Raw genomic sequence first — 23,628 nt, 5'->3', positions numbered from 1 at the left:
GGTCGGCGTGGGCGCCGGGGGTGCCGGCGGGGCCGGCGGCGCGGGGGGCGCGACGGCGTGCGCGGCGAGCTCGACGCGCCGGACGCCACCGGGCGCGTCGCTCGTGACCTCGATCGCGCCGGTGTGGGCGCCGGGGCTCGAGGCCGTGAAGGTCAGCGTGATCGTGCAGCCCGCGCCGATGCTCAGCGCACCGGTGCACGGCGTCGCGCTGAACCCCGCGCCGCTCGAAGTGGTCGCGGCCACCGCGAGCGTGTCGGCGCCGTCGTTGACGAGCGTGAGCGTCCGCGTGGCGGTCGCGCCGACCTCGAGGGTCCCGAAGTCCACCCGCGCGGGCACGGCCAGCCCCGGCAGCGCCGACGCGAACGCGCGGTCCGCCGACGTCGAGGGCAAATGGTGCGTGGCGCCGCCGAAGCTCGCGCTGACGCGATGGTCGCCGCGGGTCGCGGGTGCGGTGGTGTCGCAGGTCGCGGCGCCGGTGACGGGGTCGACCGGCTGGGTCGCGCAGCTCGCGACGGCGACGCCGTCGACGCTGAAGGCCACGGTGCCGCTCGCCGGTGCGGGCTGCACGACTGCGCTGTAGCGCACGGGCGCGCCGACGCGCGGCGGGGCCACGGCGCCCACCGACGTGCTGGTGGAGACGATCGCGGTGACCGACGTGGAACCGCTCGACGGGTCGTAGCCGAGGTCCCCCGCGTAGCTCGCGGCGATCGCCAGCGACCCGCCCGCGGACGGGAGCGCGGAGCAGCTCGCCTCGCCGTCGACGACCGGCACGGCCTGGCAGCCGCTCACCGCCGCGCCGCCGGCGCTCAGCGCCACGGTCCCGCCCGCCGTCGACGCGCCGCCGCCCACGGGGCCGACGGTCACGTCGTACTCCACGACCCCACCGGCGACCGGCTGGGCCGCGCTCACGCTCGTCTCCGACGCCACCGTCGGGGAGAAGTCGACGTTGAAGAGCACCGAGCGGCTCGGCAGCCAGGACTGGTAGGACAGCACCGCGCCAGAGCGTGAGCCCGAGTACTGGTACGTGTTCATGTTCCACGTGTCGACGTTGTTGACGCCGGTGGAGCCGACCGGCTGGATCGCGAGCCGGTCGCCGGCCCGGACGCGCAGGTCGGTGTCGAAGCCGTGGACGCCGTCGCCGGGGATCGTCTGCACGAGCGGCTCCGCGATCACGTCGGCGCTCAACGGCGACCGCTGGCGAAGCACGAGGACCTGCGCCGCGCACGTCCCGGAGCTCGGGCATTCGAACGCGGCGCTCCAGTGGTGGACCACGCCCCGCGTCGGGGCGAGCTGGTCGTCGCCGTCCTTGTTCCAGGAGGCGAACACGCCGCCGTACCCCTGCGGCGTCTGGTTCAGGTTGGTGGGGCCGAGCGTCGCCGCGCCGGCGAGGGCCGGCGCGGCGAGCAGGGTGAGGAGGGCCGACAGGAGGGCGCGTGCGGTCAATTCCTCCCACTAATCGACGGCACTCGATGCTTCTTTACGGGTTCGTCGTGCTGAGCGTGAACGTCAACGTCTTCGTGTAGCTCCCGGTGCGCAGCGCGTCGGTGAGCCCGATCGCCTGCTTGAACGCGATCGTCGCGGTGCCGTTGGAGACCGGCCCGCTCCACGCGTTCGGCGTGATCTCCACCCGCAGCGGCTGCGGCAGCGAGAACGCGCCGTTCGCGAGGTGGCCCGGCTCGCTGGTCGTCAGCGCCGCATCGCCCGCGGTGGAGATCACCGTGGCCTTCGTGGACGCCGTGTACTCCCTCGCCACGCCCGGGACGAACGTGCCGAACGTCGCGGGCGCGTCCAGGGTGAGCGAAAGCGTCGCGGGCACGGTGCCGCCCGCGCTGCCCGGCGTGTCGGTGAACGCGACGACGCTGTAGGCGCGGGTGGCGACCGTCTCGTTGCCGGCCGCGTCCTTGGCCGTGACGCGGAACGTGTACCGGCCCGGCGCGGTGGTCTCGACCGGCGTCGCCGTGCACTCCACGAGGTCCTGCTCGTCCTCGCAGCGGTAGTCGGGCGTGACCGGCGTGCCGGCGCGGATGACCTCGGGGAAGCCGGTGATCGTGATCGTCGGCGCGGTCGTGTCGGCGCTGAGCTCCTTGATCCGGAGGTCCGCGTACATGAGGTTGTTGCCGGCGTTCTCGAGCGCGATCGGGCCGGCGTCGGGCCGCGGGCCGGTGTGGGTCGCGACCTCGACCCCGTTCAGGCGTGAGCTGATCCGGTTGCCGTAGGCGATCACGTCGAGCGTGTTCCACTCGCGGACGGGCTTGGCCTGCGCGGAGGTGCTGGGGGCGAGGCCGACGATGGCGCCCGACCGGGTGGCGGCCGTCCCGTTGTCGAGGATCGCCACCTGGTCGCCGCCGCGGACGATCACGCCGCCGTTGTTGGCGGTCGCGGACGCGCGGTACTTGAGCTGCAGGTGGAAGTCCTTGAAGGCCCGGGTGCTCGTCAGCGCGCCGGCGTTGGTGGCGGTCGCGCCGCCGCTCGTGCCGAGCGTGGTCATCGCGGTGCGGGTGATCGCGCCCGCGCCGGAGTACGTCCAGCCGGCGAGCGTGGTCGCGTCCCACAGGTCCTGCCAGCCGCGGTTCGGCGTCCAGGCGACGGTCGCGGTCGTGCAGCCGCTCGCGCAGGCGCGGACCTCGTCGGTGGTGGCGATCGGCGCGCTGTAGGTGAGGCTCGTGCCGGTCGCGCGCTCGATCACGGTGCTGCCGCGGCGGACCTCGATCGTCGCCTCGCGGTCGGTGGTGAAGGTGGCGCTCGCCCGCGCCTCCTGGGTGGTGGGGCCGCTCAGCTGCGGCGTTCCCGCGGCGAGGACCTTGATCGTCCGGGTCGCGGTCGTGCCGTCGACGGTGAGCTTGACGGCGTACGTTCCGGGCGAGGCGAAGGTGTGCTCGACGCTCGCCCCCGCGCCGGTCGTGCCGTCGCCGAAGTCCCACGCGTAGCTCGCTCCGGCCGACGCGTTGCGGCGCGTGCCGGTCAGCGTGGTGGTGAAGGGCGCGACGCCGGTCTCCGGCGCGGCGATCCTGGTGTCCTCACGGGTGACCTTGAGCGAGGCGCGCGTGCCGTCGGCGGACAGCGAGGTGACGTCGAAGGTCACGCCGAGCTCCGGCACCTCGAAGTGCGACGGCCCGCGCGTCTGGCCACGACCCATCGTGGAGATCGACGTCTCGTCGCTGCAGCCCCAGCCCGTCGAGCCGGGCATCGCGTCGAGCACCTTGTAGACGCCGAGCCCGTTGCGGAGCGTCGTGTCGACGGTGTAGAGCAGGACGCCGCCCGACTCGCAGTAGCGCGCGGTGTTCCCGCCCGCGACCGAGTCCACCCCGAGCGGGGCGCGCAGCTCCGCCACCAGCGTGGTGTTCTGGCCGGTCCGGATCGCGACGAGCTTCTTCGACGCGCCGTCCGGCGGGAGGGCGTTGGCGGTGAGCGTGTGCTCGGTGACGCCGTCGCTCGCGACGCAGTCGACCTCGTCGTCGTTGAGCCAGCCGAGCTTCCACTTGTTCCAGGCGATGTAGTCCGGCGCGTTGCCGGAGATGTTCCCCATCAGGTCCCACTGGCCCATGAAGCGGAACGTGCCGCCCGTGCCCGCGTTGTAGCCCTCGACGAGGCTCATCGCGTGGCCCGTCTCGTGGTTGAGGAGCTTGTAGCCCCAGCTCCACATGTCCGAGCCGAAGTTGTCGCCGTTGCCGAGGTCGTTGCCGTCGGCCGTGATGTGGCCCGCGTAGTGGTTGAGTTCGGGCGAGCTCGCGATCGCCGTCTGGTTGCGCGCGGGGACGGTGTAGATCAGGTCGTAGTCGCTGAAGTCGACGTCGGCGTCGGCCGCGTTCACCGCGGCGGCCGTGAACTCACCCTGGCCGTCATGGGACAGCCGGCGGGCCGGGTCGTTGGAGCGGTAGTCCATCCGCCACTGCGTGGACGGCTTGGGCATCCGGTACCACTTGTAGATCGGCGTCACCTCGAGGTTGAAGCGCCCGTACGAGGCGGTGCTGAACCACGGGACCGACGCCTTCAGGAAGTCCCAGTACGGCTGCGGGTTGCGGTAGTCGATCGGCGCGCGCTGGGTGACGTTCTCGGCCTTCGCGTCCTCGAAGTCCACGAACAGCACGACCGCCTTGACGGTGCCCACCGCCGCGGGTGCGCCGCCCAGTCCGAGTTGAACCCGCCGTGCGTGTACGTGTTCCAGTAGTCCTCGTAGAAGTACGGCGGCCAGAGCCCGGCGGGCCGCTCGATCTTGCACGCCGCGGGCGGGTCGGCGGCCGCGCCCGCTCCAGCCGGCACGGCGACCAGCGCCATCGCCACGACCAGCATCGCCACAAGTCCGTACCGCATCCCGTCCCCCTCGGTTCGCCGTTGGCGTGACGCTACGCCTGGGGCCGCGGCGCGGGGAACCGGCAGATGGAGGAAAGCTCAGGCCGCCGCCACCGGCACTTGTCGAGCGTTCAGCTCGCGGCCAGCTCGGCCTCGAGCACCGCGATGCGCGCCCCGTGCGCCTCGTGGCCGAGCGGCAGCACGTGGCTGACGAACAGCTCGACGAGCTCGGGGTCCAGCTGCGAGCCGGCGATCAGGCCGAGCTCCTGCTGGGCGAGGTCCGGGGGCAGCGGGGCGCGGTAGCGGTCGGGCGCGGTGAGCGTGTCGTAGACCTCCGCGACGGCGAGGATCCGCGCGCTGAGCGGGATCCACTCGCCCGCGAGCCCGTTCGGGTAGCCGGTGCCGTCGTAGCGCTCGTGGTGGGAGAGCACCGCCTCGGCGACCTCACGCATGCCCGGCAGCCGCATCATCAGCCGGACGCCGTCGACGGGATGGCGCTCGACCTGGGCGCGCTCGCCCGGCTGCAGCTCGCAGCGGTCCAGCAACAGGTGGTCGCGGAACGCGAGGGTGCCGAGGTCGTGCAGGAGGCCGGCGGTGCGGACCACGGTGCGCTGCGCTCCGGTGAAGCCCGCCGCGCGGCCGAGCTCGCCGGCGTAGTGGGCGACCGCGGCCGCGTGGCGGCGTGCGGCGGGAACGCGGTGCGTGAGCATCGTCAGCAGCACGCCGGCGATCGCGTCGAGCGTCGGCAGCGGCTCCCAGGCGGGCTTGGGTTGCGGTGGCGGCGCGGGCTGGTCACGCCGGAGCGCGCCGAGCAGCTCGCTCGTGAAGCTGTTGCCGGGCGCGGGAGCGGTCGGGGTGAACGCGGGGGTGTCGCGGGCGACGGCGCGCACGACGTCGTCCACGGTCGTCTTAGTCGTTGACATGGACGCGCGCCTCCTGGGCCATGGTCGTGGGCGAGGACGGGCCCGGCGAGAGCGCACGGCTGCGGACGGGCACCTGCCGCGCCAGCTGCTCGAGCAGGTAGGGCGCGGCGACGCCGATCGCCAGCGCGCCGAACACGCCGGAGATGTGGCCGCCGTCGCCGGCGGCGACCGCGAGACCGATGCCGGCGCCGACGCGGATGGCGACGGAGCACGCGAGCACGCCCGACCGCAGCTCACCCGACCGGCGCCAGGGCCAGTCGCCGGTGCGCCGGATCGAACCACGGAACTCCAGGAACTCGACGGCCAAGCCTCCGAACCCACCCCACATCGCGTATTCCCACCAGGTCATCCACTTACAGATCCGTCAGCGGGCACCGGTGATACCTGCGACGTGCATATCCGCGGACCCGGTACGGTGCGGGTTGTGCGAGCACTCCGCGTCGCTTCGTGCATTGTGCTGTTCGCCGCGAGCGTCTTCGTGATCGGCAGCGGCATCGCGGCGATCCCCTACGGGGAGAACGAGCCGTGCATCGAGTTCCTCACCGAGACGGGGCCCGGCGTCGACTGGGTCATCGACCTCGTCCCGTACGGAACGAGGTGCGTGCAGGCGTCGGAGACCGTCCGGGTCGTGGCGCCGAGCACGGGCGAGTGGCTTGCCTGGCTCGCGGTGATCACCGCGCTGCTGGCGGTGGCGGTGCGCTGGCGTCGCTTCGCAAGCGTTCGCGGCCTGGGGCTCGCGGCGGGGGTCCTCGGCCTGCTCGGGCTGCTCGCCCACCAGGCGGAGGGCGGGCCCGCGATGATGGGCGCGGTGGTGTTCAGCGCGCCGCTGGTGCTGGCGGGTGACCGGCTGCTCCGACCGGAGCCGAGGTGGCCGGTGTCCTTCCTGCTGTGCGTGACCCTGCCGTTCGTCGTGATCGCCGTCTGGTTCGCGCCGGGCTACTCCGGGTTCCACGAGGTCGCCGTGGCGGCCGGACTGCTCGCCGGTGCCGGGGTGGCCGCCGTCGTCGAGCGCGCACCCGTCCGCGAGTGGTGGCGCGTGATCGCGGCCTCAAGCTGAGCCGCGCCCCGCCGATCGTCCTGTGGGTGACCGCTCGCCTGACCTTCGCCGCGACCGCCGTGCTGGCGGCCCTGACTGCCTCCCCCGCCTCTGCCGCCGTTCCCTTCACGACCTCGTCGATCTCCATCACCAAGCCGATGGGGATCGCCGCCGGTGACGTCGACGGCGACGGCAGCATCGACCTCGTCACCGCCAACTCGACCGAGAACAAGGCGAGCGTCTACCTCGGCAGCGGTGCGGGCGTGTTCACGCAGGCCGCCTCGAGCCCGCTGACGCTGGGCGGGTCCGCGCCGTCGGTCGCCGTGGGCGACCTCAACCACGACGGCCGGGCGGACCTCGTCGTGCCCGACTACATGACCGGCGCGGTCACGGACACCGACCAGGTCGAGATCTTCCTCTCCGGCCCGTCCGGGTTCACGCCCGCGGCGACGCTGACGGCGGGCATGGGCACGTCGGACGCGACGATCGCCGACCTGAACGCCGACACGCACCCGGACCTCGCGATCTCCAACGCCGCCGACGACACGCTCAGCGTCTTCCTCGGCGACGGCACCGGCGCGTTCACGGTCACGCCCGGCAGCCCGTACGCGGTCGCGTCGCGCGATCTCGCCACGGGCGACTTCAACGGCGACGGCAAGACCGACATCGCCGCGATCCTCACCCAGCAGAGCACGGTGAAGCTCCTCACGGGCGACGGCACGGGCGCGTTCACGGTCGGCTCGGCGGTCTCGGTCGGCAACGCCTACAACGGGCTCGCGCCGACGGACTACGACGGTGACGGAGACCTCGACATCATCACCTCCGGTGGCGGCATGAGCGGGACGATCGCCACGCTGCGCAACGACGGCGCCGGCAACCTGACGCTCGCCGGCAGCGTGCCGCGGCAGACCCCCAGCTCGATCGTCGCCGCCGACTTCGACAACGACGGCCACCCGGACGTCGCCGTCACGCAGGGCCTCGGGGGCGGCAAGGTCGTGGTCCTGCCGGGCGACGGCACGGGCACGTTCGGCCCGGCCACGGAGTGGGCGACGGCGGCGTCGCCGTTCCAGCTCATCACGACGGACGTGGACGGCGACCATCGCCCCGACCTCGCCGTGACCAGCTACGGCGGCAACCAGGTCACGGTGCTGCGCAACGGCGCGGTGCCGGCGGGCGCGATGACCGCCGCGACCGCCTTCGGCGACGTGACCGTCGGCCAGTCCACCACCCAGACCTTCACGGTGAGCTCGACCGGGACCGCCGCGCTGGCGGTCGGCACGCGCTCGCTCACCGGCACGGGCTTCAGCGTCACCGGCGACACCTGCTCGGGCAAGCGCGTCGCGAGCGGCGCCACCTGCACGGTCACCGTCGCGTTCAAGCCGGCGACCTACGGCGCCGCCACCGCGACCCTCACGCTCCCGACCGACGCCGCGACCTTCACCCGCACGCTGACCGGTGACGGCAAGCTCGTCGGCGATCCGCCGCCGCCCACCCCGACGCCGCAGCCGCCCGCGACCGACGACGCGAAGCCCGCGGCGCCGCCGGTCGCCGAGGAGACGTGCGTCAGCCGCCGCACGGTCACCATCACCACCCCGCAGCGCCTGCGCGGCGGCAAGGCGACGATCACGATGGGCAAGCGGGTCATCCGCCGTGTCGCCCGCGCCGGCGCGAAGGTCAAGGTCGACATGGCCGGCCTCCCGCGCGGCACCGTGCGCGTGACCCTCGAGCGCGGCAAGGCGCGCGAGGTCCGCAACTACAAGACCTGCGCCTAGGCCTAGGTCCGGCCGGTCGTGACCGTCATCCCGGCCACGGCCGGGGTGACGCACGCGCGGGTAACGACGCCGTCGACGACGACGCGGCACTCCTGGCAGACGCCGATGCCGCAGAAGAGCCCGCGGGGCGTGCCCGAGGGCGAGCTGCGCAGCACGGTCTGGCCCGCGGTGATCAGCACCGCGGCCAGGGACTGACCCGCCGGCGCTTGGAGCGGCGTGCCGTCGACCGTGAGCTCGATCACGTCGCCGCCAGCTCCACGGGGGCGAAGCGGTCCGGCGAGTACCAGGAGAGCGGGACCTGTGTGCCGGAGCCCGTGTACCAGTCGGCGACGAGCTCGCCCGTGGCGGGCGCGAGGCCGATGCCGGCGCCCTCGTGGCCGGTCGCGATGCACAGGTTCGGCGCCTCGGCGAACGGGCCGATGATCGGGATGTGGTCCGGGGTCAGCGGGCGGAGGCCGGCGTAGACGCGCAGCGCGCGGGCGTCGCGGAGGATCGGGAAGAAGCGGGCGGCGCGGGCGGCGATCGCGCCGGCGACGGCGATGTCGACCTCGCGGTCGAAGCCGACCTGCTGGCGGGAGGAGCCGAGCAGCGCGGTGCCGGAGCCCGTGGACTCGACGACCATGGCGATCGCCAGCGCGGCGTCGTTCCCACCTTCCACCGCGGCCACGTAGCCGGCCTCGCTGAGCTTGCGACGGAACACGACCGGGGAGCGCTCGAGCACGACGATCTGGCCCTTGCGCGGCTCGACCGGGACGTGCAGCCCGCAGTCCTGCAGCAGCTGGCGCGTCCAGACGCCGGCGGCGACGACCACGGCGCCCGCGGTGATCAGGCCCGACGAGGTCTCGACGCCGACGGCACGGCCGGACGGCTCGCGGACGATCCGGCGGATCTCGGTGTCCAGCGTGAGCTCGGCGCCGAGCGCGACCGCGGCCTTCACTAGCGCGGCGGTGGCTAGGCGCGGCTCGAGCTGCGCGTCGCCCGGGTAGAGGACGCCGCCCGGCAGGTCGTGCGCGGCGTGCGGCTCCTCGCGGCGCAGGGCAGCGGCGTCCAGCACCTCGCCGTGCACGCCGAGGCCGGCGAGCACCTGCGCGCGCTCGGCCGAGGCGATCATCTCGGCCTCGGTCTCGGCGACGACGACGCTGCCCTTGCGGTCGTACTCGAAGTCGTCGGGCAGCTCGCGGGCGAGCGACTGCCACAGGTCGGCGGAGCGCAGCGCCAGCGGCAGCTCGCGCTCGAGCTCCTTGTCCCACGCGAGGACGTTGCCCTCGCAGGCGCCGGAGCTGCCGGAGGCGACGTAGGAGCGATCCAGGATGCGCACGCGGACGCCGGCGGCGGCCAGGTGGTAGGCGCACGACGCGCCGACGACCCCCGCGCCCACCACGACGACGTCGGGGCTGCTGGACATGAGCCGAGCCTAGGGGGAAGGCGGCCCGGGGGCCACCCTCACAACGTCCAAGAATGCACCCGGTGACTGCGAGGAATGTCGAAACGGAGTCGACGTTTTAGACATTCGACTGAACGCCGCCCGAACGAGTTCGACAGATCGTCGTTGTGCCCGGCCGCGACGCAGGAGAAGAATGCGCCTTAAGGGACCTAGGGTCCGTGAGGGGTGTGTGATGTAGCGGGGGGCCGGTGCGGAGGGGTACCGGCCCTACCGCTCCCTTCGTGCTGCGCGTGCCAGGGCGCGCGCCGACGCCTTCAACGCGGGCCACCGACGCGCCTCCCGTCCATGGCGGACTTCGGTCAGAGTCCGCTGCGCCGCGAGCAGGTCCTGGTCGGCGGGCAGCCTGGGGGTACCGGGGGCCCAGGCTGCTCGCCACTCCAACTGCCGCGGCACCGCGTGGCGCGCGATCCGCGTCGGCACGGCGGTCGTCGCGATCCCGTGCTGCCCGACCCACGTCACCGGTGACGGCAGCCGCCGCGAGACCCGCTCGCCCTTGGCCAGGTCACGCGCCCAGATCGACACGGGCGCGTCGCGCGCCTCTCGCGCGGCCAGCTCGATCGCGGCCTCGCTGTCGGCGGCCTCGACGACCACGAGCGTCGGCTCGTCGGGCGGCGAGAGGAACCGCGGATCGTCGGCGTCCACGACGAGCACGCGCGGGCGGGACGAGTCCGCGGCGGCGCCGGGCGTGCCGGTGGCGGGGCCGGGCGATGCGCCGTCGCCCTCGCCGCTCGTCCCGATCGCCCACGCGATGTCGGTCGCGGCGTCGCGCGGGTCGCCCACGCGCAGCGCGCTCGCGGCCTCCTCCAGCGCGGTCACCAGGCCCGGGACCGCGTCGCGGACCATCACGAGCCGGCCCGCGGCGGCGGGGTGGCGGCCGAAGCCCGCCCACACGGCGGCCTCGACCACGCGCTCGCGCGGCGCGCCCGCGAGCACCAGCAGCATCCCGCGCCGGCCCGGCCGCGGCAGGTCGACCACGCGGCGGCAGATCGCGTCGAGGTCGGTGTCCTCGGATGCGACCGTCAGCAGCTCGCCCGGGATGCCCGCGCGCAGGAAGATCGCCCGCAGGCGCGGCACCACTGCCGCGAGGATCACCGCGTTGCCGGCCAGCAGCGCGGCGGCGGCCTCCAGCGCGGGCTCCGCGAACGGCGACGCGGACGGCCCGCGCACGCCCACGAGCCCGACCGGCGCCTGCACGACGCGCGTCGAGCGGCCGGCGAGCAGCGTGATCCGCGGCGTCAACCGCGTGTCGGCCAGCGCGGCCGGCCCGTCGTCGGCGAGCGCCCGCAGCGCCCGGGCGGCGGGCAGCAGCTCCGACACCAGCAGCTGCGAGCGCGGCCAGCCGGTCTCTTCCGCCAGCCGCAGCGCGAGCTCGTCCAGCTCGTCGAGCAGCGCGACCGACGCGCGCCGGATGTAGCGCGCCCGCGCGGCCACGGGGAGCACCGCCCACAGCGGATGCGCCTGGTGCGCGGCGGCGAGCGCCGCGTCGAGCTCAGTCGCGGCCGCGGGCATCCCGGATCCGCTTCAGCCGCTCGGCGAGCTCGGGCTCGGCGTCGCCCGGGTCGAAGAAGCGCAGGTGCTCACGCCCCTCGGGCAGGTGCTCCTGATCGTTGATGTGGCCCGGATGGTCGTGCGGGTAGTCGTAGCCGACGCCGCGGCCGAGCTTCTTGGCGGCCGCGTAGGCGGCGGTGCGCAGCGGGCTCGGCGGGATCTTCGCCCCGTGGTCCTGGATCTCGCGCCGGGCGGCGCCGAACGCGGTCCCGGCGACGTTGGACTTGGGTGCCATGGCGAGGTAGATCGTCGCCTGCGAGAGCGCGTAGGTGCACTCCGGCAGCCCGACGTGCTCGACCGCCTGGGACGCGGCGACCGCCACCACCAGCGCCTGCGGGTCCGCGTTGCCGACGTCCTCGGACGCCAGGACGATGATCCGCCGCGCGAGGTAGCGCGGGTCCTCGCCGCCCTCGACCATCGCCGCCAGGTAGTACAGGGCCGCGTCGGGATCGGACCCGCGCACGGACTTGATGAACGCCGAGATGTAGTCGTAGTGCTGGTCGCCGGCCTTGTCGTAGCGCAGGGCCTTGCGCTGCATCGCGTCCTCGGCGTCGGCCAGCGTCACGGGCTGCCCGGTCCGCGTCGCGGTGTCCAGCGCCAGCTCCAGCGCGTTCAGCGACGACCGTGCGTCGCCCGCCGACCGCGAAGAGATGAACTCGATCACCTCGTCCGAGACCGACGAGCCCACTTCCTCCAGCGCCCGCCGCAGCAGCCCTGCGATGTCCTCGGCCGTCAGCTCCTGAAGCTCATACACCTGCGCGCGCGAGATGAGGGCGGAGTTGACCTCGAAGTACGGGTTCTCGGTCGTCGCGCCGACCAGCACTACCAGGCCCTCTTCCACCGCCGGCAGCAGCGCGTCCTGCTGGGCCTTGTTGAAGCGGTGGATCTCGTCGAGGAAGAAGATCGTGTGGCGCCCCGACCGTCTCCGCTCGCGGGCGCGCTCCATCACCTCGCGCACCTGCGCCCGCCCGGCCTCGACCGCCGACAGCTCCTCGAACGCCGCGTCCGCGTACTCGGCGAGCATCCGCGCCAGCGTCGTCTTCCCGGTGCCCGGCGGCCCGTAGAGGATCATCGAATGCGGCTCGCCCGACTGGATCGCCGTGCGCAGCGCGCTCGAGTTGCCCAGCAAGTGCGTCTGCCCCACGAACTGCTCGAGCGTCCGCGGCCGCATGCGTGCGGCCAGCGGTTGGTCCGCAGCCGCGGGTTGCGCAGGTGTTACCGGCTGCTCCTCGGGCAGGTCGAAGAGGCTTCCCATGCGATAAGTATGGGCCTCGTGGCCCCCGTTCCCCTGAGCACGGTGGCCCGCGAGTGGGGGCGGATCGGCGCGCTCGGCTTCGGCGGGCCGCCCGCGCACGTCGCGCTGCTGCGCGCGCTCACCGTCGACCGGCGCGCGTGGATCGACGCGCGCGAGTTCGAGGACGCCTTCGCGGCCTGCAACCTGCTGCCCGGCCCGGCGTCCACGCAGATGTCGATCTACTGCGCCCAGCGCGTCGCCGGACGCTGGGGCGCGATCGTCGGCGGCCTGGCGTTCATCCTGCCCGGCCTCATCGTCTGCCTCGTGATCGCGGCGGTCGCGCTCGCGGAGCAACCTCCGGAAGCCGTCGACGCGTTCGGTATGGGCGCCGCGGCGGCGGTCGTGGCGGTTGTCGCCCAGGCCGGCCTCAAGCTCATCGACCCGCGCCGCGGTCTCGTCTACGTGATCGCGGGAGCGCTCGGCGCCGCCCTCACCGGCCCGTACGTCGTCGTGATCCTGCTGGCCGCCGGCCTTGCCGAGCTTGGCCGCCACAAGCTCATGAGCTTCGCCTGGCCCGCGCTGATCTGGCTCTCCGTCAAGGTCGGCGCGCTCTCCTACGGCGGCGGCTACGTGATCATCCCGCTGATGTACGGCGACGCCGTCGAGGCGCACGGCTGGCTGAGCGAGCAGGCCTTCGCCAACGCCGTCGCCTACGGGCAGATCACGCCCGGCCCGGTCACGCACACGGTCGCGCTGGTCGGGTACGGCGCCGGCGGCCTCGTCCCCGCGCTCGTCGCCACCGCCATCGCCTTCGCGCCGTCCTTCGCGTTCATCCTGCTCGGCGCCCGCCACTTCGACCGCCTGCGCACGAGCCCGAACGCCCGCGCGTTCCTCGACGGCGCCGGCCCCGCCGCCGCGGGCGCGATCCTCGGCGCGGCGGTCCCGCTGTTGACCGCGATCGACACCACCTGGCAGTGGGTCGTCCTCGCCGCCGCGGCCGTGGCGCTGCTCGCGCGCGTCCCGCCACTCGCCGTGCTGGTCGCGGGCGCGTTGGCGGGTGTCGCCACTACGCTCTTTTGAATGGGGCTCGCCGAGGAGTTGCAGGACGAGACCGCTGAGGTCCTGTCCAGCCTGATCCGCTTCAAGACCGTCAACCCGCCGGGCGGTGAGCGCGAGTGCATCGAGTGGCTCGCCGGCTACCTGGAGGACGCGGGGCTGACCGTCGAGATCGCCGGCGCGGAGCCGGAACGTCCGTGCCTGGTGGCGACGCTGAAGGGCGGCGAAGGGCCGTCGCTCGGCTATCTGAGCCACGTCGACACGGTGCTCGCCGACGCGCAGGACTGGACGGCGGACCCGTGGGGCGCCGAGATCCGCGACGGCTACCTGTACGGCCGCGGCACGATCGACATGAAGAACCAGACGGCCGCCGAGGCCGTCGCCGCCGCCCGTCTCGCCCGCGCGGGCGCGAAGTTCGGCGGCACGCTGAAGGTCATCGCCGTCCCCGACGAGGAGACCGGCGGCGAGCTCGGCGCCAAGTGGATCACCGAGCAGCGCCCGGACCTGAGCAAGGTCGACTTCCTGCTCAACGAGGGCGCGGGCGCGGTGATGCCGTTCGGCGACCGCCGCCTGTACGGCGTCTGCGTCGCCGAGAAGGGCACGTTCCGCTTCAACGTGCGCACGAGCGGCACCGCCGCGCACGCCTCCGTGCCCGGCCTGGCGCGCAACGCGCTGCTGGAGCTCGCGCCGTTGATCACCGAGCTCGGCACGGGCGACCCAGGCTTCGACCTCACCGCGCCCACGCACGCCCTGCTGGCCGCGCTCGGCGAGTCGCCCGACGATCCGCGCGGAGCCGTGCACCGCGTGTACGCCGTCGCGCCACAGCTCGCGCCGTTGCTCGAGGCGATGCTGAGCGTCACGTTCGCGCCGACGATCGTCAGCGCCGGCGAGAAGATCAACGTCATCCCCGCCCGCGCGCAGGTCCGCGTGGACTGCCGTGTCCCGCCCGGCCTCGGCGAGGACGTCGCGCTCCGGCGCATCCGTGACCTGCTGGGCGACGACGGCTACGAGCTGGAGTTCACCGAGGCGATCGTCGGCAACCACTCGCCGGTCGAGTCCAAGCTGATGGACGCGATCAGCACCTGGGTCGGCGAGGTCGACCCGGGCGCGGAGGCCGTCCCGACCGTCCTGCCCGCCTTCACCGACTGCCGCTGGTTCCGGGCCGCGTTCCCGGACTGCGTCGCCTACGGCTTCTTCCCCCAGCGCCACCAGACGGTCTACGAGACCTGGCCGCTGATGCACTCGCACGACGAGCGGATCGACGTCCGCGACCTCGGCTTCGCCGCCGCCTTCTTCCACGACCTCCCCGGGAGGCTCCTTGCCGGTTCCTGAAGACAAGCTGCGCCTGGGCGGGATGGCCCTGCGCAACGGGCTCCTCGTCCACGGCCCCTCGAAGTGGGCGGTCGCGATCCGCGCCGACGACGGCTCGATCAAGGTCGCGTCCGGCCACAAGCCGCGCTTCACCGAGGCCGACGGCATCCCGGGCGTGCGCGGGCTGGTGCGGCTCGCCGAGTCCTTCGCGGTCATCCCGCTGGTCAAGAAGGGCCTGCCGGAGGCCAAGCTCGCGTTCGAGAACCCGGCCGTGATCGGCGTTGCCGCGGCGGCCTCGCTCACCGGCACGCAGATCAAGCGCCGGCTGGGCGGCACGAAGGGCGAGCTGGCGAGCGCGCTCGTCGGTCTCGCGCCGGCGATCTTCGCCCTGCGCGGGGGCGAGCTGGCGGCCTACCACGGCGTCGAGCACAAGGCGATCGCCGCCTATGAGGACGACGACGCGGACGCTCGCGACGCCACCAAGGAGCACGAGCGCTGCGGCTCGCACCTGATGGCGCCGATGATCGCCGCCAACGTGGTCGGCACGCTGCTGCTCAAGAAGGCGATGGAGAAGCCCACCCCGCTCGCCGGCGGCGTGGTGTCGCTCGCCGCCACCGCCGCGGCCGTCGAGGTCTTCGCGTGGAGCGAGCGCAACATCGACTCGCCCGTGTCGAAAGCGCTCAAGAAGCCCGGCTACGAGCTGCAGCGGGCGTTCGGCACGCGTGAGCCCGACGAGCGCCAGTTGGAGGTCGGCCGCGCCGCCCTGGACGAAATTCTGAGGGCGGAGGACTCGAACTAGGGTCCAGACCCCCTGGTCCTTTAGTCGGATTCGAGCCACACTCGGTTGCACGCATGTGGGACTCGATCGAAAACATCATCCTGACGTGGTTCCCGGTGATCTTCGCCGCGCTGATCGTCTTCTTCCTCTGGCGGATGATGAAGATGCTGCCGAAGACCAAGCCGATCGAGATCAAGCCGGACTCGAAGGGCGCGGTCAACTGGAAAGAGGTCGCGGGCGCCGACGAGGCCAAGGCTGAGCTGCAGGAGGTCGTCGACTTCCTCAAGGACCCCAAGCGCTTCCGCAAGCTCGGCGCGCAGGTGCCGAAGGGCATCCTGCTCCACGGGCCGCCCGGCACCGGCAAGACGCTGCTCGCGAAGGCCGTCGCGAACGAGTCCGGCGCGCAGTTCTTCGCCCAGTCGGCGTCGAGCTTCGTCGAGATGTACGCCGGCCTCGGCGCCAAGCGCATCCGCCGCCTTTTCAACGAGGCCCGCCAGCACGCCCCCGCGATCGTCTTCATCGACGAGATCGACGCCGTCGGCGCCGTGCGCGGCTCCGACAACAACTCCGAGCGCGAGCAGACGCTCAACCAGCTGCTGGTCGAGATGGACGGCTTCGGCGGCAACGGCGACGTGATCGTGATCGCCGCGTCGAACCTGCTCGAGAAGCTGGATCCCGCGCTGCTTCGCCCGGGGCGCTTCGACCGGCAGATCCTCGTCTCCGCGCCCGACGTCGCGGGCCGCGAGGCGATCCTCGGCGTCCACACGCGCAACAAGCCGGTGGGCGAGGTCGACTTCGCGACGATCGCGCGCCAGACGGCCGGCCTCACGGGCGCCGATCTGGCCAACCTCGCCAACGAGGCCGCCATCCGCGCCGGCCGCGAGAAGCGCGACGTGCTCATCCAGGAGGACTTCGACAGCGCGCTCGAGCGGGTCGTGGCCGGCATGCAGTCGCGCCGTCGCCTGACCGACCACGAGCGCCGGGTGATCGCCTTCCACGAGGCCGGTCACGCGCTCTGCGCCGAGCTGCTGCCCGGCGTCGACAAGACGCACAAGGTCTCGATCGTCCCGCGCGGCAACGCGCTGGGCTACGTGCTGCACTTCCCGGAGGAGGATCGCTACCTCAAGACGCGCGCGGAGCTGCTGGACCGGATGACGGTCCTGCTCGGCGGTCGCGCCGCGGAGGAGATGATCTTCGGCAGCGTCACCACCGGCGCGTCCGACGACCTCAAGCAGGTCGCGCGGATCTCACGGTCGATGATCCACGAGTGGGCGATGGGCACGTCGGTCAGCGCGCTCCAGCTCGTCGAGGAGGGCGGCGCCGTCTCCGACCGCACGCGTGAGCTGCGCGACGCCGAGCAGCAGCACCTCGCCGACGAGGCCATGCGCCGCGCGGAGAAGCTGCTGTCCGACCACCGCGCCCAGCTCGACCAGCTCGCGCAGCAGCTCCTGCGCCACGAGGTGCTCGAGCGCGCGGACATCGAGCGGGTCATGGACGGCGTGGCGATCCCGCTGCGCACGGGCCACGGCGGCCTGCGCGTCGCGGCCGCGAAGCCGACGACCAGCTTCTAGGCGACGACGAGCGAGAACGCGTTCGCGGTGGCGGTCACGTAGTCGAGGCCGCCGTCGACGAACTCGCCGTCGCAGTTGAGCTCGGAGCCGGGCGGGAGGGTGACCTCGACGACCTTGCCCTCGAAGTGCGAGACGCGCCGCTGGCGCTCGATCGTCTTCGTGCGCAGGCCCCACGCGCGATGGGCGAGCCCGAGCCGCGTGCCCGCGGGGACGATCACGACGTCGAGGTCGCCGTCGGTGGCGTCGGCCGCGCCGATCCCGCTGCCGCCGCCGAACGCGCCCGTGCAGGCGACCATGATCTGCCAGGCGCCGCCGCAGAAGCGCTCGGTCTGGTCCACGACCACGCGCACGTCCAGCGGCTTCCCGGACGCGGCGGCGCGGACGGCGCCCATCCCGTAGGCGAGCGGTCCGTAACGGGACTTCAGCGGCTGCGCCCGGCGGCCGGCCACGCTCGAGAGCCCGGCGGACGCCACGTTGACGAACGGCCGCCCACTCGAGAGCCGCCCCAGCTCCAGCGGCCGCAGCTCCGTGCCCTCGCGCGCGATCCGCAGCGCCGCGTCCAGGTCCAGCGGGATCCCGTTCGCGCGCGCGAAGTCGTTGGCGGTGCCGGTCGGGAGCACCGCGAGCGGCACGCCGAGCTGCCCCGCGAGCGCGGCGATCGACCCGATCGTCCCGTCCCCGCCCGCGACGACGATCCGCTCAGGGCCGTAGGCCTTGACGTCATCCCGCGCGTCCGGCCCGAAGCGCTCGGCCCCGTCCAGCGCAGCGAGCAGCGGCGCGAGATCGGTGCCTCCCCCTGAGGCCGGATTGGCCACCAGGGCGATCCGCACTAAGGACGAGGGTACACTCGCTGCCGTGTTCGGCCGCATCGACCACATCGGGGTGGCGGTCGCTGACCTCGAGTCCGCGATCCAGCTCCATACAGAGGCGTACGGCATGCCGCTCGTGCACCGCGAGACCATCGCGGAGCAGGGCGTCGAGGCCGTGCTGCTGGACGTCGGCGAGAGCCACGTGGAGCTGCTCAAGCCCCTCGCGGAAGACTCGCCGGTGGGGAAGTTCCTCGCCGCGCGGGGCCCCGGCCTGCATCACGTGGCCTACCAGGTCGCGGATGTGCGCGCTGCGCTGGACGCCGCGCGCAAGGCGGGGCTGCGGCTGATCGACGAGACGCCACGGACGGGCATCCGGGGCACGCAGGTCGCATTCCTGCACCCCAAGACCGCCGGCGGCGTCCTGACCGAGCTAGTGGAGGCACATTGAGTTCCAACGCCGTACGTCGCACCGCGCTCGGGTTCCAGGGCGGCCAGGTGCTGTCCCTGCGCCTGCCCGAGGAAGTCCTGACCAGCCTGCGCACGACCCTCAAAGAGGGCAAAGAGCGCTGGGTCGAGGTCGAAGCCTCTGATGGCGCTGTCCTGGTCGATGTCGGCCAGGTCGTCTACCTCCGCGTTGAGTCAGACGAGCACCGCATCGGTTTTTAGGCTTCGGGTCCGGTTCAACGCGGTCGACCTCGCGCTGTATCGGCGCGCGCGGTCGATGGCGCATGGACCGGACGCCGTCGCGATGGTGCGGCGGTACTCGAAGCTCGGCGAGCACGGCGCCGTCTGGATCGCCGTCGGCGCGGGCGGCGCGCTGCTCGACCGGCGCCGCCGGCGCCACTGGCTGCGCTCGACCGCCACGGTCGGCGCCGCCTATCTCACGTCCACATCGATCAAGATGGCGATCGGCCGCAAACGGCCCGCCGTCGAGGATTTGCCCCACCTGATGGCCACACCCACCGGTCTCTCCTTCCCGTCGTCGCACTCGACGTCGTCCTTCGCCGCCGCCCGCGCGTACGGGTCGCTGATCCCGGGCGCGCCGCTGCAGGTCGCGGCGGCCGCGATGGCCTTCAGCCGGCTCTACCTCGGCGTCCACTACCCGTCCGACATCGCCGCGGGCGCGGCGCTCGGCACGTTCATCGGAGGCCTCGGGCGATGATGAAGGTCGGTCTCGTGGGCATGCCCAACGCGGGCAAGTCCTCGCTGTTCAACGCGCTCTCCCAGGCGGGCGCGGAAGCGGCGAACTACCCCTTCACCACGATCGAGCCCAACGTCGCGACCGTCCCGGTCAAGGACCCGCGGATGGAGCAGGTGGCGGCGACCGTCAAGGCCTCCAACATCGTCTGGGACACGATCGAGTTCCACGACATCGCGGGCCTCGTCGCGGGCGCGTCCAAGGGTGAGGGCCTCGGCAACAAGTTCCTGGCCAACATCCGCGAGTGCGACGCGATCCTGCACGTCGTGCGCTGCCACACGGACGAGAACGTCATCCACCCGGAAGGCAAGGTCGACCCGGCCTCGGACATCGCGACGATCGAGACCGAGCTGCTGTACGCGGACCTCGACTCGGCCGAGCGCCGGCACTCGCGCGTGGTGCGCGACGCGCGCTCGGGCGACAAGGTCGCGATCGCCGAGGAGCAGTGGCTGCGCCAGGTGATCGAGGCGCTGCAGGCCGGCAAGCCCGTGCGCACCGTCCCGGTGCCGGACGCCGCACCCGACGCGGGTCGCAACCTCTCGGCCCTGACCGCCAAGCCGGTCCTGTTCGTGGCCAACGTCAACGAGGGCGAGGACGCGGTGCCGAGCGTCGTCGCCGACCACGCGACCGCCACGGGCGCCGGCGCGGTCGCGATCTCCTCCCGCATCGAGGCCGACCTGGCCGACATGGGCGACGACGAGGAAGCCGACGCCATGCGCGAGGAGCTCGGCATCGGCGAGTCGGGCCTGCACCGCGTCGTCAACGGCGCGTTCGGCCTGCTGCGGCTGCTGGCGTTCTTCACCGCCGGCGAGGACAAGCCCGCCCAGACCTGGCACCTGCGCGAGGGCTTGACGGTCTGGCACGCGGCGGGCCAGATCCACGGCGACATCCAGAAGGGCTTCGTCCGCGCCGAGGTCATCGGCTGGGACGCGCTCGTCGACGCCGGCGGGTATTCGGCCGCGCGCGACAAGGGTACGTTGCGCATCGAAGGTCGCGACTACCTGATGAAGGACGGCGACGTGATCACGATCAAGCACACCGGATGAGCGACTACAAGGTCATGCGGGCCGACGAGGCGCCCGACTTCACGGGGGACGCGCCCGGCGCGTTCCTCGGCTACGGCCGCCCGCTGGGCGCCGAGCAGATCGCGTTCAACGTGCGCGTCCTCGAGCCCGGCACGACCAACGTCCCGCCCGGCTACGACGAGTCCCTCGGCCATTCCCACACGGAGATCGAGGAGATCTACTTCGTCATCGACGGCGAGGTCACGATCAAGGCCGGCGAAGACGTGGTCACGCTCGGTCCGCGCGACGCGATCTTCCTGCCCGCGGGCACGGTCCGCTCCGCGCGCAACGAATCCGGCGCCCAGGCCGCGTTCGCGATGGTCTCCGTGAAGATGGCCGACCCGGTCGCCGGGTCCGCGTTCCACGAGCAGTTCTGGCCCACCGCCTGATTGCGTCGAACAATTTCGCGCGCGCGGCGCGGCGGCGCGTTAGTGTCGCGACGTGAACCGGCGCTTCGTGCTGCCCGGCCCCGACGTGGGGCGCCTGATGCTGGACCGGCTGATCGCCGAGGGCGTGCGCTACGGCCGCGACTTCGCGCTGGTGCGGATCAGCGTCCCGCTCGGCTCGGCCGACGCGGTCGCGCCGCTGCTGTCGGCGTGCCTGCGTGACGCGGACGTGATCGTCCGCTGGGAGGCCGATGAGCTGCTCGCGCTGCTGCCCGCGACGAACCGCCCCGGCGCCGAGCGCGCCGCGCAACGCCTGCGCGAGGCCGTCGACCTGGACCTCAAGCTCGGTGCCGCGCACTGGGTCGGCGACACCGCATACGACCTGCTCGCGCGCGCCGAACCGCGATCATAGGGCGATGGACGACGACGTACGCGCGCTGCTGGGCGCACCGAACATCGCGCATCTCGCCACGCTGCTCAAAGACGGCGCCCCGCACTCGATCGCGCTCTGGATCGGCGTCGAGGGCGAGCTGATCTCGATCTTCACCTGGCCCAAGGCGCTCAAGGCGCGCAACATGGACCGCGACGACCGCGTCGCGATCTCAGTCCACCAGCACGACCGCCCGCTGACGAGCGCGACCATCCGGGGCCGGGTCGTCCAGCGCCTCGAGGGCGACCCGGCGTGGGCGATCGTCGACCGGATGTCGCAGGACTACCAGGGCACGCCGTACCCGCGCGACCAGGAGATGGTCGTGTACCTGATCGAGCCCGAACGCGTCCGCTTCGAGGCGTACTAGGACTCGCCGCGCAGGCGCTTCGCCAGCCGGTTCAAGCCCAGCTCTTCGGCGGCCGCGGCGCCGCCCTCGTTGTCCGTCGAGCGGTCCTCGGGCCGCTCGAGGGCGACGGCGCGCAGCGTCGCGATGTCCCGGAACATGCGCAGCTCCGCGGCCTGCTCGATCAGCGACTTGCGGACCGAGGGCTTCTCGCGGATGGCGCCGAGGATCGCGTGCTCGAGGTCGCCCTTGCGCTGGAGGATGTCGGCGGCGGTCTTCGCGCCGATGCCCTTCGCGCCCGGGAGCCCGTCCGACGGATCCCCACGCAGCGCGATGAAGTCCGGCACCTGCGACGGCTCGATCCCGTAGATCTCCTTGACCTGCTCGGGCCCGACCTCGTCCGGGCCCTGCTGGCGCGCCTTCTGGAGCAGGATCGTCACGTCGTCGGTCGCGCACTGGAACATGTCGCGGTCGGCCGTGAGGATCATCGCCTTGCCACCGGACTCGGCCTCCAGGGCGGCGAACGAGCCCATCAGGTCGTCGGCCTCCAGGTCGTCGTGCCCGAGCACCGTCCAGCCCAGCGCCTCGTAGAGCGCCGGCGCGCGCTCCCACTGCCAGCGAAGGTCTTCCGGCATCTCGGGCCGGGCCGCGTGGTAGTCCGGGTACGCCTCGACGCGGTACGTCGCCGACTCCTGGCCGAAGCACATCACCACCGCGCGCGGCTGGTACTTCTCGATGCACCACAGGGTCATGTTCACCGACCCCAGCAGCGCGTTGACGGGACGGTCTTCCGCCCCCTTGATCGAGTCGGGCAGGCCGAAGAAGCCGCGGTACAGGAGACCGGGCGTATCGCACAACAGGAGCGGGGCGGACACGGCGGGAAGTATGGTGCCCGGCCATGCGGACGATCACCGGACTCGACGAGCTCAAGGCCGCGGAGGGCGAGGTGCTCGGCACCTCCGACTGGCACGAGGTGACCCAGAAGGACGTGGACACGTTCGCCGACGTGACCGGCGACCACCAGTGGATCCACGTCGACGTCGACCGCGCCAAGGACACGCCGTTCGGCGGCACGATCGCGCACGGCTACCTCACGCTGTCCCTCGGCCCGGCGCTCAACAACCAGGTCTTCGCGCTCGAGGGCTTCGCCTTCGCGCTCAACTACGGCCTCAACAAGGTGCGCTTCCCGGCGCCCGTCCCGGTCCCGAGCAAGGTCCGGGCGAGCCCGAAGCTCAAGGAGATCACCGACGTCCCCGGCGGGGCCCAGTGCGTCTTCGAAGTGACCTTCGAACGCGAGGGCGGCGAGAAGCCCGTGTGCGTCGCCGAGACCGTCGTGCGCGTCTACACCGGCTAGCAGCTCGCCGAGACGGCGGTGGTGAAGTCGGGCCGGACGGACGCGACGCAGCGCATCACGCTTCCGGCCCCGATGACCTTGTGGTTGCTGAGCACGCTGGCGAGGACGTTGATCGTGGCCGCGGTGGCGGACAGCGACACCGGCGTGCCGATCAGGGTGCTGGAGTAGACGTTCGCGGTGGTGGCGCCGCCGGTCGCGCTGAGCGCGGCGCCGCGCACGTCCACCGTCGTGTCGCGCAGCACGACCTCGGTCGGGCTGCCGTCCCCGCTGTCGTTGGCCAGCACGCCGATCCCGTTGGCGAGCCCGCCCACGGTCAAGCGGCTGTCCTGGACGAGGGCGGAGCCGGCGGCCACGCGCAGCGCCCGCGGCTGCCCGCTGTCGGTGGTGATCACGGCCGAGACGTCGGTGCCGGTGATCACCGGCGAGCTGCCGACGCTCTGGATCGCCATGCTCGCCGTGTTCTGCGACGACGCCGTCACGCGGCTGTCGCGCACGACCGCGCGCGCGGCGCGATCCAGGTTGAGCGCGACCTGCAGGCCGGCCGCCGCCTCGGTGACCTTGGCCTCGATCGCGACCGTGTCCAGCACGCTCTCCGAGCCCGAGAGCAGCGAGACCACGCCGCCGGAGAGGCCGGAGGCGGAGACGGTGAAGTCGCGCAGCTCGCTGTGGCCGGGCACGTCGATGGACCCGAGGATCCGCGTCGCGCCGACGCCCGAGCCCTCGAGGTCGACGTAGTCGGGCAGCACGAGCTTCGCGTCGTCGGCGGGGAGCCGGTAGACGCCCGGCTCCAGCTTGATCAGGTAGGGGGAGTCGATCGCGGCCGCGGCGACAGTGCCGGTCGGGACGCAGGCCGCGGGCGCGGTCGCCGCGCGGAGCACCGACAGCAGCGCCTTGCCGGAGTCCTCCGGGGAGCCGCACGGCGAGACGATGACCGTGCGCTTGTAGACGACGTCGCCCTTCTCGCCCTTCGGGCCGGCCAGGCCGGTGGCGCCTGGAGCACCGTCGGCGCCGCTCACGCCCGCAGCGCCGGCCGCGCCCGGGGCGCCCGTCGCTCCGGCCGGCCCGGTCGCGCCCAAGTCGG

24 protein-coding genes and 1 pseudogene are annotated in these 23,628 nt (G+C 72.9%); 14 read left to right on the top strand and 11 right to left on the bottom strand.

The genetic code is table 11. The features are described 5' to 3' along the window. The 4 genes from OJ997_RS32780 to OJ997_RS32765 form a co-directional block, all read right to left on the bottom strand. A partial coding sequence (locus tag OJ997_RS32780; RefSeq protein WP_270029620.1) for a choice-of-anchor D domain-containing protein occupies positions 1 to 1,443 on the bottom strand: 1,443 nt, incomplete at its 3' end. 34 nt (positions 1,444 to 1,477) lie between these two features. Next, the gene (locus OJ997_RS37965; protein ID WP_270029619.1) at positions 1,478 to 4,108 is read right to left on the bottom strand and encodes a 3-keto-alpha-glucoside-1,2-lyase-like domain-containing protein; all 2,631 of its coding nucleotides are present in this window, start codon (positions 4,106 to 4,108) and stop codon (positions 1,478 to 1,480) included. A gap of 313 nt (positions 4,109 to 4,421) precedes the next feature. Further along, positions 4,422 to 5,213 (bottom strand): HD-GYP domain-containing protein, encoded by a 792-nt coding sequence (locus tag OJ997_RS32770; RefSeq protein WP_270029617.1) that lies wholly within the window; start codon positions 5,211 to 5,213, stop codon positions 4,422 to 4,424. Further along, complete coding sequence (locus OJ997_RS32765; protein ID WP_270029616.1) at positions 5,200 to 5,562, bottom strand: hypothetical protein; 363 nt, start codon at positions 5,560 to 5,562, stop codon at positions 5,200 to 5,202. Before OJ997_RS32765 ends, OJ997_RS32770 begins: the two co-directional genes overlap by 14 nt. Before the next feature lie 75 nt (positions 5,563 to 5,637). Here OJ997_RS32765 and OJ997_RS32760 point away from each other — a divergent pair, with 75 nt between their 5' ends. Further along, on the top strand, positions 5,638 to 6,270 hold the full coding sequence (locus OJ997_RS32760; protein WP_270029615.1) for a hypothetical protein: 633 nt from the start codon (positions 5,638 to 5,640) through the stop codon (positions 6,268 to 6,270). Next, positions 6,243 to 8,021: an FG-GAP-like repeat-containing protein gene (locus tag OJ997_RS32755; RefSeq protein WP_270029614.1), complete on the top strand. Its 1,779-nt coding sequence runs from the start codon at positions 6,243 to 6,245 to the stop codon at positions 8,019 to 8,021. Before OJ997_RS32760 ends, OJ997_RS32755 begins: the two co-directional genes overlap by 28 nt. 2 nt (positions 8,022 to 8,023) lie before the next feature. Here OJ997_RS32755 and OJ997_RS32750 read toward each other — a convergent pair whose 3' ends face one another. From OJ997_RS32750 to OJ997_RS32735, 4 genes are all read right to left on the bottom strand, one after another. Next, a complete protein-coding gene (locus OJ997_RS32750) occupies positions 8,024 to 8,263 on the bottom strand; it encodes a (2Fe-2S)-binding protein (protein WP_270029613.1) in 240 nt (79 codons plus the stop codon). Then, positions 8,260 to 9,426, bottom strand: coding sequence for an NAD(P)/FAD-dependent oxidoreductase (locus OJ997_RS32745; protein ID WP_270029612.1), 1,167 nt, complete (start codon positions 9,424 to 9,426; stop codon positions 8,260 to 8,262). The genes OJ997_RS32750 and OJ997_RS32745 overlap by 4 nt, the downstream gene beginning before the upstream one ends. A gap of 246 nt (positions 9,427 to 9,672) precedes the next feature. After that, positions 9,673 to 10,974 carry an aldehyde dehydrogenase family protein gene (locus tag OJ997_RS32740; protein WP_270029611.1) on the bottom strand — a complete coding sequence of 434 codons (1,302 nt, stop codon included), beginning with the start codon at positions 10,972 to 10,974 and terminating at the stop codon, positions 9,673 to 9,675. Continuing rightward, positions 10,955 to 12,268: a replication-associated recombination protein A gene (locus OJ997_RS32735; RefSeq protein ID WP_270029610.1), complete on the bottom strand. Its 1,314-nt coding sequence runs from the start codon at positions 12,266 to 12,268 to the stop codon at positions 10,955 to 10,957. Before OJ997_RS32735 ends, OJ997_RS32740 begins: the two co-directional genes overlap by 20 nt. Before the next feature lie 9 nt (positions 12,269 to 12,277). Here OJ997_RS32735 and OJ997_RS32730 point away from each other — a divergent pair, with 9 nt between their 5' ends. Genes OJ997_RS32730 through OJ997_RS32715 form a run of 4 tightly spaced genes read left to right on the top strand, consistent with a single transcriptional unit; the run spans position 12,278 to position 16,963 of the window. Continuing rightward, the gene (locus OJ997_RS32730) at positions 12,278 to 13,327 is read left to right on the top strand and encodes a chromate transporter (protein WP_372517961.1); all 1,050 of its coding nucleotides are present in this window, start codon (positions 12,278 to 12,280) and stop codon (positions 13,325 to 13,327) included. Next, a complete protein-coding gene (locus OJ997_RS32725; RefSeq protein ID WP_270029608.1) occupies positions 13,328 to 14,635 on the top strand; it encodes a M20/M25/M40 family metallo-hydrolase in 1,308 nt (435 codons plus the stop codon). It begins immediately after the preceding gene. Then, the gene (locus OJ997_RS32720; protein WP_270029607.1) at positions 14,622 to 15,413 is read left to right on the top strand and encodes a DUF1385 domain-containing protein; all 792 of its coding nucleotides are present in this window, start codon (positions 14,622 to 14,624) and stop codon (positions 15,411 to 15,413) included. The genes OJ997_RS32725 and OJ997_RS32720 overlap by 14 nt, the downstream gene beginning before the upstream one ends. A gap of 53 nt (positions 15,414 to 15,466) precedes the next feature. Further along, on the top strand, positions 15,467 to 16,963 hold the full coding sequence (locus OJ997_RS32715; protein WP_270029606.1) for an ATP-dependent metallopeptidase FtsH/Yme1/Tma family protein: 1,497 nt from the start codon (positions 15,467 to 15,469) through the stop codon (positions 16,961 to 16,963). On the opposite strand, the gene OJ997_RS32710 is transcribed toward OJ997_RS32715, so the two are convergent. Beyond that, positions 16,960 to 17,793, bottom strand: coding sequence for a diacylglycerol/lipid kinase family protein (locus OJ997_RS32710; RefSeq protein ID WP_270029605.1), 834 nt, complete (start codon positions 17,791 to 17,793; stop codon positions 16,960 to 16,962). The two genes, OJ997_RS32715 and OJ997_RS32710, sit on opposite strands and share 4 nt — an antisense overlap. A gap of 25 nt (positions 17,794 to 17,818) precedes the next feature. On the opposite strand from OJ997_RS32710, the gene mce reads away from it, so the two are divergent. From mce to OJ997_RS32675, 7 genes are read left to right on the top strand one after another with little or no spacing between them, the layout of a single operon-like run. Then, the gene (mce, locus tag OJ997_RS32705) at positions 17,819 to 18,220 is read left to right on the top strand and encodes a methylmalonyl-CoA epimerase (RefSeq protein WP_270029604.1); all 402 of its coding nucleotides are present in this window, start codon (positions 17,819 to 17,821) and stop codon (positions 18,218 to 18,220) included. Continuing rightward, entirely contained in the window at positions 18,217 to 18,438 is a 222-nt protein-coding gene (locus OJ997_RS32700; RefSeq protein ID WP_270029603.1) for a hypothetical protein, read from the top strand. Before mce ends, OJ997_RS32700 begins: the two co-directional genes overlap by 4 nt. 55 nt (positions 18,439 to 18,493) lie before the next feature. Next, positions 18,494 to 18,934, top strand: a complete 441-nt coding sequence (locus OJ997_RS32695; protein WP_270029602.1) for a phosphatase PAP2 family protein — start codon at positions 18,494 to 18,496, stop codon at positions 18,932 to 18,934. Then, on the top strand, positions 18,934 to 20,016 hold the full coding sequence (ychF, locus tag OJ997_RS32690; RefSeq protein WP_372517962.1) for a redox-regulated ATPase YchF: 1,083 nt from the start codon (positions 18,934 to 18,936) through the stop codon (positions 20,014 to 20,016). The genes OJ997_RS32695 and ychF overlap by 1 nt, the downstream gene beginning before the upstream one ends. Further along, positions 20,013 to 20,423, top strand: coding sequence for a cupin domain-containing protein (locus OJ997_RS32685; protein ID WP_270029599.1), 411 nt, complete (start codon positions 20,013 to 20,015; stop codon positions 20,421 to 20,423). Before ychF ends, OJ997_RS32685 begins: the two co-directional genes overlap by 4 nt. A 52-nt stretch (positions 20,424 to 20,475) precedes the next feature. Beyond that, on the top strand, positions 20,476 to 20,832 hold the full coding sequence (locus tag OJ997_RS32680; RefSeq protein WP_270029598.1) for a diguanylate cyclase domain-containing protein: 357 nt from the start codon (positions 20,476 to 20,478) through the stop codon (positions 20,830 to 20,832). A 4-nt stretch (positions 20,833 to 20,836) separates the two neighbouring features. After that, positions 20,837 to 21,217: a TIGR03618 family F420-dependent PPOX class oxidoreductase gene (locus OJ997_RS32675; RefSeq protein ID WP_270029597.1), complete on the top strand. Its 381-nt coding sequence runs from the start codon at positions 20,837 to 20,839 to the stop codon at positions 21,215 to 21,217. On the opposite strand, the gene OJ997_RS32670 is transcribed toward OJ997_RS32675, so the two are convergent. Continuing rightward, the gene (locus OJ997_RS32670) at positions 21,214 to 22,068 is read right to left on the bottom strand and encodes a 5'-3' exonuclease (RefSeq protein WP_270029596.1); all 855 of its coding nucleotides are present in this window, start codon (positions 22,066 to 22,068) and stop codon (positions 21,214 to 21,216) included. The two genes, OJ997_RS32675 and OJ997_RS32670, sit on opposite strands and share 4 nt — an antisense overlap. 23 nt (positions 22,069 to 22,091) lie before the next feature. On the opposite strand from OJ997_RS32670, the gene OJ997_RS32665 reads away from it, so the two are divergent. Next, a complete protein-coding gene (locus OJ997_RS32665; protein ID WP_270029595.1) occupies positions 22,092 to 22,547 on the top strand; it encodes a MaoC family dehydratase in 456 nt (151 codons plus the stop codon). Here the strand turns inward: OJ997_RS32665 and OJ997_RS32660 are convergent. Further along, positions 22,544 to 23,628, bottom strand: a pseudogene (locus OJ997_RS32660) (hypothetical protein); the annotation flags it as partial. The gene OJ997_RS32665 and the pseudogene OJ997_RS32660 overlap by 4 nt on opposite strands.

This window comes from Solirubrobacter phytolaccae, assembly GCF_027587195.1.
Taxonomy (GTDB): Bacteria; Actinomycetota; Thermoleophilia; order Solirubrobacterales; family Solirubrobacteraceae; genus Solirubrobacter; species Solirubrobacter phytolaccae.
The sequence above is the reverse complement of the archived record's forward strand: the minus strand, read 5'-3'. Positions and strand labels throughout refer to the sequence as shown.